Below are 12,989 nucleotides of genomic sequence, written 5' to 3' on the forward strand. Positions count from 1 at the left end.
CGTCCTCCTCCGGAGGAACGACGCACGACCCTACGGGTCGTAAAGATGATAAAGCCCTACGGGCTTTATGCAATTCCTCCGGAATTGCATGGTGAATTCCTCCGGAATTCACGGGTCGCATTCGCGACCCTGCGTGCACTCCGCTCCGCTTCGGCACGCTCACCACTGCCAGTCCGTCAGGAACCGCAGCCTAATCAGGGCTTGGGTTGGCCCGCTGTCGCGGGCGGCTGGCTACAGGAAGGGGTTGCGGCGGGAGTGATCCGACGGGCCGGTTGCCTGACCCGTCGGACGATGCATCACGCGTTCACCATGGGTAGAGATTGGGAATCTCTACTACCCTCCCTCTTGAGGGGGTGGACCGGTGTGCATCAGGATAAAGCCCTATGTAGAGATTGGGTATATGGATTACCACCTGCCTATGCATACGGGGTGCCGGAACACCCCGCACTAGAAAACCACGAAAGTCAACGGTTCGGAAAATGGCAGCGGACCCGCGCCCCTTGGGTTGGGTAGGGGCGGGGGAATTCCCCCGCCCCTGTGGGGGTTAGATGTGGATTACCGGGGCGTCGGCGTATTCCGTGCCCGGGAGCGGGGCTACGGGCTCACCGGTGAACGGGTCGGAGGCGTAGGCGTTGAATGCCTCGGCCCGGTTGATCGGGAGCGGGTCGCCGTCCGTGAAGCGCCAGCAGCATGCAGTGTTGGGCTCCCCCAGCGTGCGCATCACGAGGCCGCTGGGGTGTGCTCCTGAGATAGCAACTGCGAGAAGTTCGCAGAACGAGTGCAGGTCGTGACCGCTGGCGGTCATTCCCTCGTCGTCTTGAATGAAGGAGAATAGGGCGGTGGCGGTTCCGCCAAGACCCGTTACGCCGAGGGTCAGGAAGTGGGTGCCGTGCCCTGCCTTCTCGGTGACTCGGTCGAAGATGTCCAGCGCCCGGTTGCGGTCGCGGTCGCTCGGAACCTGAAGCAGAATCCCCATTGTTGTTTCCCTTTTCCTTCTTTTGGTTTCTGATGGTTGGGGCGGCGGGAATTTCCCGCCGCCCGGTTGGGGATTTAGCTGGCGCGTCGGTCGCGCTGGCCGGGGATCCTGAGGGGAATGAACGTCAGATGGAATTCGACGAGTGACGCGATTTCGTCTTTGCTGAGTCCGAGGGTTTCGCCGTGGCGGCCCGTTCCTCCAGTGATGACTGTGGTGCCGTGGTAGTGCTGGTGGGGCTCCTTGTGGAGCGCGTAGAGAATCGTTGCCCCGTGGTTGACTGGGGCTCCGTTGATCAGCCCTTCGTCGTCAACCCACATGGTGAGGGTGGTCGAGATGTCGACGGCGTCAACGTTCCGGCAGTCGATCGCGCGGTAGAGAATTGCGAGGTGGCCGTCTGCGGGCCAGTCGATGATTTCGAATTCTCCGTCGGTGCGGAGAATCAGGGCATGGTTCTTCTTCAGCTCGGTGGTCATTGAGTCCCTCTCGTGGGGTAATTAGCTGCCTTGCGTGGTCGGCTGCCACTGCCGACCAACAAGAAACGTGTATCTCGATATGACGGCACAGGGGCGTTTCTAGGCGCGTTTTCGCAGGTCAACCCATATGGGTGGTGCCCGGCGGCGGGCGGTTGGCGGGGTGCCGCGCCCCTGCCGCGTAGCGGCTGGGGTCCGTTCGGGAGCGCGGAGCACTCCCGAACGGGGAGGGGGCCGGTTCGAGCGCGCGGAGCGCGCGGCCGGGCGCGGAGCGGCCCGGCGGGCCGGTTCCCTCGGGCGTGAGAGCGCGGAGCGCTCGGTCCGGGGCGCGGAGCGGCCCGGGCACGGCCTGCGGGGTGAGGAGCGCAGCGGATCACCCCGCACGCGGCGGCGCGTCGAGCGCCCGCCGCCGGGCACCACCCATATGTGGCCGTCAGGCCCGTGTTCCTGCGGGGCTGTCGGGCCGCTGCGCCCCCAGGCGGCCCTCAGGCCCCCGCCGCCGCTCCGCCCTCTCGTACTTTGCTGCGCCCCGTCCCACCGCGCTGCTCCCACAGTGGTGGGCTCAGCGCGGCGGGTGGTGGAGTCAGCGGCCGGTGATGGCCCGTACGGCGGCTGCGTGCTGTGCGGCGAGGTGGTCCACACCGTCGGCGACGCACGCTCCGGGGAGGAAAACGCCGGCAGAGAACTCCTGGAACCCGGCGGGGAGCTGCGGGCTCTCGGGCCATCCGTCGGCGGCTGTCAGGGCGTAGGTCATGCACAGGTCGCCTTCAACGTCGATGAGGAAGGTGAACGACGCGGCGTAGGGGCCGAAGAGGTAGCCGGTGATACCCCAGTGGCCTGCGTCGGCGGACCAGTCCGGGCCGAGCAGTCGGGCGGTGGCATAGGCAATGTCGCTGATGCTGAACGGGTACTCAACGCCCGGCGCGGGGTGGCCCATGCGGAGCGTCCGGGGCGGGACCGGGGGCGGTTCCGTGATGGCGGTGATCAGGCGGTCGGTCTGCTCGGTCACGTGAGTTCCTCTGGTCAGGGTTGGGTCGTGGGCTGCTGTGGTTGCCGGGCCCGGCGAGGCGGCGTCAGGGTGTGTGGGGGGCGGCGCGGCTGTAGTTGGTGGGCTTGCGCCGTCCCGGTTGGCTTCTAGGGCGGTGTGAGGCCGGTCAGGAGACGCGTACGGGCATCAGGAGGTGCCGGTACTCCTCGGCGGTGGGGTGGGGGCCTGCGGTGAGCAGGAGCGGCGGCATGTTGGTGCTGCCCTCCTTCTGATCGCGAAGGTGGAGCGTGAGGGTGTCAGCTCCCGCGAACGCCTCCAGCGCGTCCTTCAGGTAGCGGGGGTTGGCGTGGAGTTCGCGGGCCGTGGGGGTGGTTCCGGCGAGCGTGGTGGAGGCGATGGTCATGCCCTTGACGCGGACCTGGTCTTCCGGCGCTCCGATGCGCGGGGCCAGGGTGAGGGTTCCGTGGTCGTCCCACCGGAGAGTGACCGGGCTGCCTCGATCGCTCGACGCGGCAACCAGGGCGGCGCACTTCTTCAGGGCGCGCTGCGCGGTAGCCCGGTCCAGAGTGAGGGAGGTGTCCACCTCGGTGGGGAACAGGGCGCTGTAGCCGGGGATGGTTCCGTGGAGCTGCTGGATGGTGAGGGTGGTGTCGACCACGGTCAGGGTGAGTTCGGGAGTGCCGAACGCGATGCCGACGGTGCCGCTCTGAGCCTTGAGGTACTTGGAGAGACGGGTCAGGACGCTCGCGGAGATGAGCGCGGTCAGGGTATGGGCGGCGGCGGTCGCCGGGTGGTCGGGGTGCGGGGCGGCGGGTACGACGGCGACGGCGAAGCGGTAGCGGTCGGTGGCCGACAGGGTGAGGGTCCGGCCCTTCAGGGTCATCTGTACGCCGGTCAGGGTGGGGAGGGTGTCATCGGTGCAGGCGGCCGGGAGAACGCGCTGGAGCTGGCGGTAGAGGTCCTGGGCGTCGACGTGGGCGGCGACCGGCGCGGGCTTCGGCGCGGGGACGAACTCACCGACCGGGAGTGCGGTGATCGGGACGGTGAGGTGATCGGTGGTCAGGAGGTCGCCGTTCAGGGTCACCGTGGTGCGTGCTGCGGTCGTCTTCGTTTCTCCGGCGATCATCGCGGCCATCGCCTTCCTGAGCTGGGCCAGCGGGAGCAGTGAGGCCCCGGTCTGAGTGACGGTCGCGTCGGGGACGGTGATGGAGACGGCGGTCTCGTAGTCGTGGGTGCGCAGGGTCAGGCCGGTGTCGTCGGCCTCGATGAGTACGCCGGTCTGGGCCGGGGTGGGGGCGAAGGCGGTGCCGAACTCCGCGATCGTGAGGGCGGCGGAGAGCGGGCCGTAGGGCGCGGTGATGCGCGCGGTCGCGATGGGGGTGGGCTGCTCGGACATGGGTCTCCCCTTGGGGGTGTAGAGGGTGCCTTGCGTGGTCGGCTGCCACTGCCGACCAACAAGAAAAGTGTATCCCGTTACACCGTCATTCGGGGTGGTTTTCGGGGCGTTTCCGCAGGTCAGCCCATATGAGTGGCCCGGCGGCGGGGGGTTGGCGGGGTGCCGCGCCCGCGCAGCGGCAGGGGCACCGTCCGGCAGCGCGGAGCGCTCGGGATGGTGCGGAGCGCCGTCCCGCTTGGCCGGGCGGTCCCGCCGTGGGGCGCGGAGCGCACCCGGCGGGGAGGGGGACGGGGCGAGCGCGCGGAGCGCGCGGCCGGGGCGCGGAGCGGCCCGGCGGCCCGGCCCCCTCGGGCGTGAGAGCGCGGAGCGCTCGGTCCGGGGAGCGCAGCGGACCGGCACGCCCTGCGGGGTGAGGAGCGCAGCGGATCACCCCGCACACGGCACCCCGTCAACCCCCCGCCGCCGGGCCACTCGTACTGAACGGGCCATCAGGCCCGGTGCGCCAGAGCCGTCAGGCTCCCGCCCCCTTTACGAACCCCTGCTGCGCCCCGCACCGACACGCGCCTACCCGAACCCCTGCTGCGCCCCCGCACCGCGCTCAGTGGCCCGTGACGGCGCGTACGGCAGCGGCGTGCCGGGGGAGACGTTCACGGTGGTACGTCCTGCTGGGGCTATTCGTCGGGGGTCGTGAGTGCGGCCACCAGGGCGGTGGGTGGGGGTGTGGTGCCGGTGGCGAGGTAGCGCACGCCGTCGCCCTCCGGGGGGAGAACGGCGCCCCGGGCGATCGGGTGCCGGCGGGATGTCGCGGTGCGCCACCCGTGCCGTTCGTCCCACACCAGGGCGGGGGCCGGGGCGTGCTCGGCGTCGAGGACGAGCGCGGCGACGACGTGGTCGTCGGCGGGGTGCTGGACGTCGGGCGCGGCCTCGGTGGTGGTCCAGCCGGCTCGGTGCAGAGCGGCGGCGACGTCGGCCAGGTACGGGCCGACTTCGCGGGCGCGCAGGACGGCTCCGGCCCGTGCGGTGGCGCGGCGGACCTGGCCGGCCGGGTAGCCGAGTTGGGCGGCGGCTTGGGCGGGGGTCAGGTCCGGGTCGTCGGTCATGCGGTCGGCGATGCGGTCGGCACGCAGCCGGGTCAAGGCGTCCTGCGCCGTGTTGCGGTGGACACCGAGCCGGGCGGTGACGATGGCGGCGCTGATGGCGGGGTCGGCGTCCAGCAGTTCCGCGACGCGCGTGGAGACCTGGTCGCGCGGGACCTGGTCCCCGGTGTTCCGGGGCCGGCCGGTCCGGGGCGCGGCGTTGCCGGGGCGGCCGGCCTGGAAATGCAGGACCGCGCGGCGGGGCCAGTGCTCGACCCCGCCCGCCTCGATGCGGGCCTCGATGAGGGCGGGGTCTTTCTTGTAGGTCTTCCAGGAGTCGGGGGCTACCCCGATCAGCGCTGCGCACTCGCGGCGGTCCAGGAGGTCATCGTCGTCATCGGCCTCCGGGAGCGGGGGGACCGGCTTGCCGAGGAGGTAGGCGTCGACCTGCTCGCCGTCGTACAGCCGCGTACGGGACCTTTGCGAATTGACCGGGGCCGGGAAGCCGGGGACGTCGTAGGGCTTGAGGCGTGTGTAGTGGTCGATTCCGACCCCTTGCTGCGCGGCGAGGTCCGCCAGGGTGCGCACGAGGTGCTGCCGGCCTGCTCTGATCACGGGGATACTCCTCTAGAACTCTGTGTCGAAAACGGTAGCGGCCCCAGGTCGGGGCCGGTGGGCGGTACGCTGCGGGCGGGCCCCCTTCGGGGTGGCTGCCTTGCGGCCGGCACCCGTGCCACCCGTTCCCTGAACGGACTGAGGGTGCCGGCCTTTCGCGTCCCGGGCTGCTCGCAGCCCGGAGCATGCGTCGTGTGCGGCCGTGTGGGGCGGGCGCCTGCGAACCGGTCCGCCCCCGGCAACGCCAGTGCCGGGGACGGACCTTGCCCAGGGGGTCGGGGTCAGGCGGACCAGCCGATCGACGACACGATGCTGTAGCCGTCATAGTCCGAGCCGATCAGGTCCAGAACTTCGTCCCACACCGCGTCCAGCTCCTCCACGTCGTCGCCCATCCACGCGTCCACGGCCCGGTCCCAGACTCCCCGAACGCTGACACTGCGGCTGGACAGGTCGCGCCGGTACTTCTGCTCCACCCCGCCCTGGTTCACCGGGTTGATCTCCACCCGGGTCCCCCGCCCGCCGTTGTTCAGCCGGGCCTTGAGATCGGCTGCGACGTTGTGGCGGCGCAGGTCCCAGTACGCCGCATCCAGCCCGGGCAGAGGAAATGGAAGGAGAAGCTCTCCCCCTTCGGGAGAGAGGTGTCGGCATCGGCGCGGAGTGACCCTGCACCCCCTGACCTGGGGAGTTAGTCATCCGATGCATAGGGGGTGGGCTGCCATTGGGCAACCTGAAAAGCAACTACAAAAGCAATCCCAAGAGCAACCTCAGAGGCAACCTATTGGGCAACCCGTCAGTTTGTGATCCAGCGCCCCGGCGGGTGGTACTACCGTCAGCAGCGCAGCCGTCAACGATGGGAGAGTTCGTGCACCGCATCGAGGCCCGCCAGATCTACTCGACGTGCCGGGGCGGGGCGACCTCCCATTATCCCGAGCACGTGGTCGTCAGCTCCTACGTGTCTGGCGCCCGAACCGTCGAGGTGACCGGCCACGATGGCCAGGGCGAGGGGATCGGATACATCATCCCTGCCAGCTACTTCCATGCCGCGGCCGTCACGGCGGCCGGCAAGCGGCGGGTCACTGGCTACTACCTGACGGGCACTCTGGACTACTGAGTACCTGCCTCTCACGTTCACCCGGAACCGTCTGGCCTTCGACGGCGCCATCAACGAGACCGGTACCGACTTCCACCCGCCGCCCCGCGGGCACGACGAGCGGCGCACCGCGCATCGTCCTGCCGGCCGAGGTCAGTAGAGCCAGCGGTCCAGGAGCACTGGCCACAGAAACCCCTGACGTGGCACACCGCATCACTCGTTGTCACCCGAGTGTCTGGAAACGGCGGGGGGCTTCCAGGTGCCGTCGAGGGCGGCTGGGTGGGGCCAGTAGGCGCGCAGGTAGAGGGAGAAGAGGCCGTCGGGGGCGGGTAGCCAGTTGGGCCGGTCCCGTTCGTCGGCGGGCGGGCGGGCGCCGACGTACAGGGTGAGGGAGCCGTCGGGGTCGGTGCGCAGGGTGGTGTTCTTGGTGCCGAGTGAGTAGCGGTCCAGCTCATTGGGATGGAAGAAGTGGTGCTCGTTGTAGAGGGTGGCGGACCAGAAGCCCTTGACGGGCGGGAGCGCGCCCGGGGGGAAGGTGAGGGCGTAGGTGTTCTTGCCGGTCAGGCGCTGACCGTCGGCGTCGAGGTCTTGGTAGAAGTACGCGGTCTCGCTCGGCAGGTTGACGAAGATGTTGGCGCGGGCCATGGCGGTGCGGGAGAGGTAGTCGCCGCCGAATGCGGCGCCGTTGCGCTGGGTGCTCCAGTGGTGCTCCATCGGGATGCCGATGTTGCGGAACTCGAACAGCTCGCTCAGCAGGGTCGCCTCGGTGTCGATGGCGGTTTGGTGCAGCACCTCGGCAGCGTGCGGGTCGGCCGCGGCCTGGTCGAGCACCGAGCGCAGCAACGCGTGCAGGGCCTCCTCGCCGGGGCGGGCGGGAACTTCGTCGAGGATGGCGGGCAGCAAGTCGAAGAAGACTTCCGGGTCGACCCAGCGGGTCTCGTGCTCGCCGCCGGTGGCGTCGCCGGCCGCGAAGGTGGGGGCCTGGGACCAGTCGGTGGTGCGCGGGGTGCCGGTGTACTCGGCCAGGGGGTAGGCCATGACCTGGTTGATCAACGGCTGGATCGCGGCGCGGTCGGCGTCGGTGTCGTTCATGAACACGCGCGGAATGACGGCGGCGATTCGGGTGTCGAAGCGGAAGACGCCGGCGATGCCGGCGGGGACCTCGCCGTCCCAGTCGGTGGGGGCGAGCAGGTAGCAGCCGGGCTTCGTCTCGTACATGGCGCCGAGGTGAGCGCAGGACTCGGTGCGCTGGTCGACGATCTGGTAGACCCAGAACCGGCCGCCGAAGTCGGGGACCTGGACGACCGAGGGCCCGCGGCGGGCGTCGAGGATCCCGAGGCCGTAGACGACGTCCTGGTTCGGGCAGGCGACCACCCGCTCCTCGGGGGCGATGTAGTCGTGCAGCATGCCCAGCGCCCCCGGCGGACCGGCCGGCACGATGCCGCCCAGCAGGCCGGGGGCGGGAACCTTCTCCATGATGGTGAGCCGGTTGCGCATGTTCACAAGCGGCCAGCCCCACAGATAGGCGAAGCGGCCCACCGTGCGCAGGTAGTCGTCGGTCATCCGCTGCCCGGCAAGCGGGAACGCGAGGGGCTCCGAAGAAGAGGTCGACATGCGACGACGCTATGCAACCGGCCCCGAAACTGCGCGGGGGATGGGCCGCCCGGGTGACTGGACCGCGCCGGCATCTGATTCACCGCATCGGCTGCAAACCGGAGACGATCAGCTGACCGCAGTCACCTACCGACACCGCCGCAAACTGGCAGTCCATAGGGAACTCCCGATGGCCACGTCAATCACAAAGCCCCGGAGGTTGAGAAACAACTACTCAGAGGCTGTGACGCGGCTGCCGTAGTGGTGAAGGACGTCGAGCCACACGCTGACACTTGAGTTGGCGAGACATGCCTCCCCGTCCGGCATGACGAAGTAGACCGCCCCGGTCTCCGGCCCGACGCCGAACGATGACCACTCGACCGGCTCATCAGGGTCCGCCTGCTCGGTGAGACGGTAGAGCGGACCCCGGGACGAGAGCAGGGTCGGCTCAGCCTCGCTCTGCATCACGACCCGATCGATGAGGCGCGGAGCTACCGGGATGCCCACCTCGACAAGCTGCGCCTTCGCGGAGTCCGGGATCCACCAGTCGCCCACCATGTCCCGTCCGGCTCGCGTGACATGCCCCAGACCGGCCCAGTCAGTCAGCTGGTCGTACGTCGTCATTGAACGGTCCTCTTCCGCCGACTGTGCTCCTGACCCTATCGAGCCGGCCTCAGGACAGAGCATGGCCGCATTTGCGGGACAGCCCCTAGTAGTACTTCGTTACCTTGAGTGATCTTGCCTGGTGGTGGGCATCTTCGAGGTGTGAAACTGGGGGATGTCGAGCGACTCCGCGGCGAGTTGGCGGAGTTCGTAGGTGATGTGTTCGGGTCGTTGCCGCGGCAGGATCAGCGCCGGTGGGGTGCGTGTTATCTGCGTGGTCTGATGCTGGACGGGCGGCGTAAGTCGATCCAGCCGATGGCCGAGCGGTTGCCGGACGGGAACATGCAGGCTCTGCAGCAGTTCGTGAACCAGTCGCCGTGGGATCCGTTGCCGGTGCGGCGGCGGATCGCCCGGCGGCTGTCGGAGGTGATCAGACCGCAGGTGTGGGTGATCGACGATGTGTCGTTTCCCAAGTGCGGCCGCGCCTCTGCCGGGGTGGCCCGTCAGTACTGCGGAGCCCTGGGGAAGCGGGCGAACTGCCAGGTGGCGGTCAGTGTCCATGCCGCCACCGACACTGCGTCGTGTCCGTTGGACTGGCATTTGTATCTGCCCCGGGAGTGGACGGACGAGCCGGACCGCTGCCGGCGGGTCGGCGTCCCCGACGACGTCGTGCACCAGGAGAAATGGCGCCTCGCGCTCGGGTTGCTGGACAACGTGAGCGAGTGGGGGCTGAAAGCCCCGGTCGTGGTCGCGGATGCGGGTTACGGCGTCAGCACCCCCTTCCGCCATGGCCTGGAGGAACGGGGCCTGTCCTACGTGCTGGCGCTGACCGGGAAAGAAGTCGCCCACGAGCTGGACATCGAGCCCCACCAGCCGGATTACGGAGGACTGGGCCCACCGACGCTTGCCCGCTACCGGACGGCGCCGCGAGCACTTACCGTCCACGCTGCCGAGGCTGCTGCCGCCGACCACTTCGCTGAGGTGGCCTGGCGACAGGGCAGTAAAGGCACGATGACCTCACGGTTCGCGGTCCTGGCTCTTCGGGCGGCGGGCAAGCAGTCACTGGCCGCCGCCCAAGGGGCAGGCGGCGGACGCAACCAGTGGAACGGCGTCCTGCCCCCGTCCACCGTCTTGGTCGAATGGCCTGCGGGCCAGGACGGGCCCACGGGTTACTGGATATCGAACCTTCCGCCCGAGACTCCCGTTGCCGAGCTGGTGCGGTGGGCGAAGATGCGCTGGCGCATCGAACACGACTACCGCGAACTCAAGCACGGCCTGGGCCTGGACCACTTCGAGGGACGCACCTGGCGCGGCTGGCACCACCACGTCACCCTCGTCACCGCCGCCCAGGCATTCCTCACCCTCAGGCGGCTCGACCCAAAAGTCCCAACGCCGGCCTGACTCTCTACCAGGTCCTGAACGTTCTCCAGGACCTGCTGAAGGGCTGGACCGGCACCTGCACCACCTGCAACCGTCCCCTGCCCCGCAACCGGAGCAGACGCAGAACCTAACGAAGCACTACTAGGCGGCTACTTGGTGGCTTCGCTGGTCCGAGCGGTGAGCTGGGTTAGCCTGGGTGGGCACAGGAAGGGGGGACTGCCTACGCTGAGGTTCCGGCCGGGTGATGGATGGGGCAGGACTGTCAGCCCTACGCGATCCGCCGAGCGGGATGCGATCAAACCCGTTGTGCGCGGCGGCCCGTCAGGCCCACCGTTTACTCATGGATGGGAACGAGCAGTTCAACGTCTCAGCTCCGTGGAGCTGGAACGCCCGGCACTTTGTTGAGCGAGGGTGTCCGCAGACAGGCGGAGCCGAGTTCCTCCTCTACTCCGATACGCGCGTGACGGGCGATCTTGAGGTCACATGCCATCCCTACGTCGTCACCAACTGTTTCGGCTTGCCTCAGAGCGGACGTCTGGCGCCGGTGCTGGCGCTGTACCTTGATGACCATTTTCCCGTGTTCAAGGTGCAGCCGATGGATAAGACCGACACCGATGGGTGGCTGAACCTCACGTTGGATGACGAGGTCGCCTGCATCATCTCCCTGGTGGCCGGCATGCGTCTGCGATCTGGAGGGCGGGTCCGGAGTTTCAAGGAGGGGGCTTCCAGAGGAACGCCCGAGTTCTACGGCCACCACGTCCCTGCCTGGACAGCGACTGAGCGCCCCATCTATCCCACTCCCCAGCAAGTCAGCATGGAGTCCCTGGACGGCTGGATGGATCGATACTTCGCCCTGGGGCGCGCAGAAGCCGTCACGCTCGTCCGAGCTGCTCGCCAGTATCGTGACGCTCTGTGGGTGGCAGACACCGACCCTGAGCTCGCCTGGCTTTTTCTGGTGTCGGCACTTGAGGTCATCGCCGGTTGGGAAGCGCTGAGAGACGCTGTACCTTCTGACCTGCTTCAGCAAGAGATGCCAGATCTGGCAGCAGACCTCCTGGAGGCCGGGGGTGACGTGCATTTGGCCTCTGTGGCTTCCCGGCTAGTCCCGATTGTGAAGGCCACTGCGCGCTTCATGTCCTGCGTCGAGAAGTACTTGCCGGTGTCCCCTCCGGTGAGGCCTGAGGAGTACGCGCAAGTCGGATGGGACTGGCCGAGCCTCAAGAAGAGGATCAACCAGGTGTATGGCTACCGGTCAGCGAGGCTGCATGGTGGTGTGCCATTCCCGTCCCCTCTTTGCCAGGTGCCGATGACGAGTGGAGCAGCACTGGATGAGCGTCCCTCCGGCATCGCGGCTGCGGCCGGCAATTCAGCTTGGTTGGCAAAGGATCTACCCATGCACCTACACACCTTTGGATACATCGTCAGAGGGTGCCTGCTGCGGTGGTGGCAGGCATCCTCTGATGACACCAGTGGTGAAGCAGACACGCGCCCCGTTGCTGCCATCTAACCGATCTTTCCGGATGAGGTTGGGTCTGCCGCACCTTCAGGTGACAGGTTCAGTCACGCTGATGTGTGAGGGCTCAGGACATCCTTGACGTTCTATTCTCGGCACATCCTTGACGCTGCCAGTTCGTTGTTCCGCCTGGGAGAAGGGGGCGGGATGGAACCGCAGGAGCTGGTTGAGCACCGGTATCGGGCTGTTCTGGAGGTGCTAGATGGTGCGCCGGTGGTCGAGGTGGCCTTGCGTTTCGGGGTGTCGCGGCAGACGGTCCACGCCTGGCGGAACCGCTATCGGGACCAGGGCGTCGAGGGGCTGCGGGAACGGTCGCGGCGCCCGCGATCGAGCCCGAGTCGGCTGCCCGCGGACGTGGAGGCCTTGATTTGCGAACTGCGGCAGCACCACCCTCGGTGGGGAGCCCGGCGCCTGGTTCACGAACTTGGCCAGCGCAGAGTGCAACCGCTGCCGTCCCGAGCCACCGTTCACCGGGTGCTCTCCCGCAACGGCCTCGTCAGTCATCAGGACCAGCAGCACAAGCGGAAATACCGCCGCTGGCAGCGGGACGCACCGATGCAGCTGTGGCAGATGGACATCGTCTCGGGGGTGTTCCTGGCCGACGGCCGCGAATGCAAGCTCGTCACGGGAATCGACGACCACTCCCGCTTCCTGGTAGTCGCTGAAGTGGTACTGCGGCCTACCGGCCGGGACGTCTGTTCGGCCTTCGTTGCCTCCATGCAGCGATACGGAGTACCGACGGAGATGCTGACCGACAACGGCAAGCAGTTCACCGGCCGGTTCACCAAGCCTCGGCCCGCCGAGGTGCTTTTCGAGCGAGTCTGCCGGGAGAACGGCATCGTGCAACGGCTGACCAAGCGACGCTCGCCGACCACGACAGGCAAGGACGCTCGCCGACCACGACAGGCAAGATCGAGCGGTTCCACCGCACCCTCCGCCAGGAGTTCCTAGACCACGTCGCACCGTTCGAGTCCGTCGCCGCCGCCCAAGAGGCGATCAGCACCTGGGTTCACACCTACAACCATCAGCGACCGCATCAGTCCCTCGACATGGCCAGCCCGGCGAGCCGCTTTCGCCCATCGAAGGCCGACGCAGCCGCCTCCCTCCAAGGCGCCGGGCAGCTTCCGCTTGCCACTCCCCGGCAAAGCCCAGCACCCAAGACCGACCAGACCACCGATCCGGCACGCAGGCCCACTTACTGATCGTTTCAAAATGAGGTTCGGAGTCGTCTCAAGCAGATGATGCTGCAGGCGAGTTGGAGCAGTGCGAGGTGGAGGTCGGCTCGTATC

General features: G+C 68.1%; 11 protein-coding genes and 1 pseudogene. 4 read left to right on the plus strand and 8 right to left on the minus strand.

What is annotated here, in order from left to right:
* Positions 1-544: 544 nt before the first annotated feature.
* The 6 genes from ACGFZA_RS41930 to ACGFZA_RS41955 form a co-directional block, all read right to left on the minus strand.
* Positions 545-976 (minus strand): hypothetical protein, encoded by a 432-nt coding sequence (locus ACGFZA_RS41930; RefSeq protein ID WP_393686306.1) that lies wholly within the window; start codon positions 974-976, stop codon positions 545-547.
* Positions 977-1,050: 74 nt separating this feature from the next.
* Positions 1,051-1,449 (minus strand): DUF3846 domain-containing protein, encoded by a 399-nt coding sequence (locus ACGFZA_RS41935; RefSeq protein WP_393686308.1) that lies wholly within the window; start codon positions 1,447-1,449, stop codon positions 1,051-1,053.
* Between the two features lie 580 nt (positions 1,450-2,029).
* Entirely contained in the window at positions 2,030-2,455 is a 426-nt protein-coding gene (locus ACGFZA_RS41940) for a hypothetical protein (protein WP_393686310.1), read from the minus strand.
* Positions 2,456-2,600: 145 nt separating this feature from the next.
* Positions 2,601-3,830: a hypothetical protein gene (locus ACGFZA_RS41945; RefSeq protein WP_393686313.1), complete on the minus strand. Its 1,230-nt coding sequence runs from the start codon at positions 3,828-3,830 to the stop codon at positions 2,601-2,603.
* A gap of 671 nt (positions 3,831-4,501) precedes the next feature.
* On the minus strand, positions 4,502-5,521 hold the full coding sequence (locus ACGFZA_RS41950) for a DUF6292 family protein (RefSeq protein ID WP_393686315.1): 1,020 nt from the start codon (positions 5,519-5,521) through the stop codon (positions 4,502-4,504).
* Positions 5,522-5,802: 281 nt separating this feature from the next.
* Complete coding sequence (locus tag ACGFZA_RS41955) at positions 5,803-6,024, minus strand: hypothetical protein (RefSeq protein ID WP_393686317.1); 222 nt, start codon at positions 6,022-6,024, stop codon at positions 5,803-5,805.
* 359 nt (positions 6,025-6,383) lie between these two features.
* Here ACGFZA_RS41955 and ACGFZA_RS41960 point away from each other — a divergent pair, with 359 nt between their 5' ends.
* Complete coding sequence (locus tag ACGFZA_RS41960) at positions 6,384-6,632, plus strand: hypothetical protein (RefSeq protein ID WP_393686319.1); 249 nt, start codon at positions 6,384-6,386, stop codon at positions 6,630-6,632.
* A 192-nt stretch (positions 6,633-6,824) separates the two neighbouring features.
* On the opposite strand, the gene ACGFZA_RS41965 is transcribed toward ACGFZA_RS41960, so the two are convergent.
* Together ACGFZA_RS41965 and ACGFZA_RS41970 are read right to left on the minus strand one after the other, a co-directional pair.
* On the minus strand, positions 6,825-8,225 hold the full coding sequence (locus ACGFZA_RS41965; RefSeq protein WP_393686321.1) for a DUF1254 domain-containing protein: 1,401 nt from the start codon (positions 8,223-8,225) through the stop codon (positions 6,825-6,827).
* A gap of 210 nt (positions 8,226-8,435) precedes the next feature.
* Positions 8,436-8,828: an SUKH-4 family immunity protein gene (locus tag ACGFZA_RS41970; protein ID WP_393686323.1), complete on the minus strand. Its 393-nt coding sequence runs from the start codon at positions 8,826-8,828 to the stop codon at positions 8,436-8,438.
* A gap of 141 nt (positions 8,829-8,969) precedes the next feature.
* Between ACGFZA_RS41970 and ACGFZA_RS41975 the strand changes: the two genes are divergently transcribed.
* The 3 genes and pseudogenes from ACGFZA_RS41975 to ACGFZA_RS41985 all read left to right on the plus strand — a co-directional run.
* Positions 8,970-10,208: an IS701 family transposase gene (locus ACGFZA_RS41975; RefSeq protein WP_393686325.1), complete on the plus strand. Its 1,239-nt coding sequence runs from the start codon at positions 8,970-8,972 to the stop codon at positions 10,206-10,208.
* Between the two features lie 319 nt (positions 10,209-10,527).
* Positions 10,528-11,694, plus strand: a complete 1,167-nt coding sequence (locus tag ACGFZA_RS41980; protein WP_393686327.1) for a hypothetical protein — start codon at positions 10,528-10,530, stop codon at positions 11,692-11,694.
* Positions 11,695-11,847: 153 nt separating this feature from the next.
* Positions 11,848-12,782, plus strand: a pseudogene (locus ACGFZA_RS41985) (IS481 family transposase); the annotation flags it as partial.
* Positions 12,783-12,989: the final 207 nt, after the last annotated feature.

Source organism: Streptomyces sp. NPDC048211, from assembly GCF_043202315.1.
Taxonomy (GTDB): Bacteria; Actinomycetota; Actinomycetes; order Streptomycetales; family Streptomycetaceae; genus Streptomyces.

Excerpts from the sequence above, each read along its gene's own strand:
- ACGFZA_RS41930 (WP_393686306.1), bottom strand. The coding sequence starts at position 976 with ATGGGGATTCTGCTTCAGGTTCCGAGCGACCGCGACCGCAACCGGGCG.
- ACGFZA_RS41935 (WP_393686308.1), bottom strand. The coding sequence starts at position 1,449 with ATGACCACCGAGCTGAAGAAGAACCATGCCCTGATTCTCCGCACCGAC.
- ACGFZA_RS41945 (WP_393686313.1), bottom strand. The coding sequence starts at position 3,830 with ATGTCCGAGCAGCCCACCCCCATCGCGACCGCGCGCATCACCGCGCCC.
- ACGFZA_RS41965 (WP_393686321.1), bottom strand. The coding sequence starts at position 8,225 with ATGTCGACCTCTTCTTCGGAGCCCCTCGCGTTCCCGCTTGCCGGGCAG.
- ACGFZA_RS41970 (WP_393686323.1), bottom strand. The coding sequence starts at position 8,828 with ATGACGACGTACGACCAGCTGACTGACTGGGCCGGTCTGGGGCATGTC.
- ACGFZA_RS41980 (WP_393686327.1), top strand. The coding sequence starts at position 10,528 with ATGGATGGGAACGAGCAGTTCAACGTCTCAGCTCCGTGGAGCTGGAAC.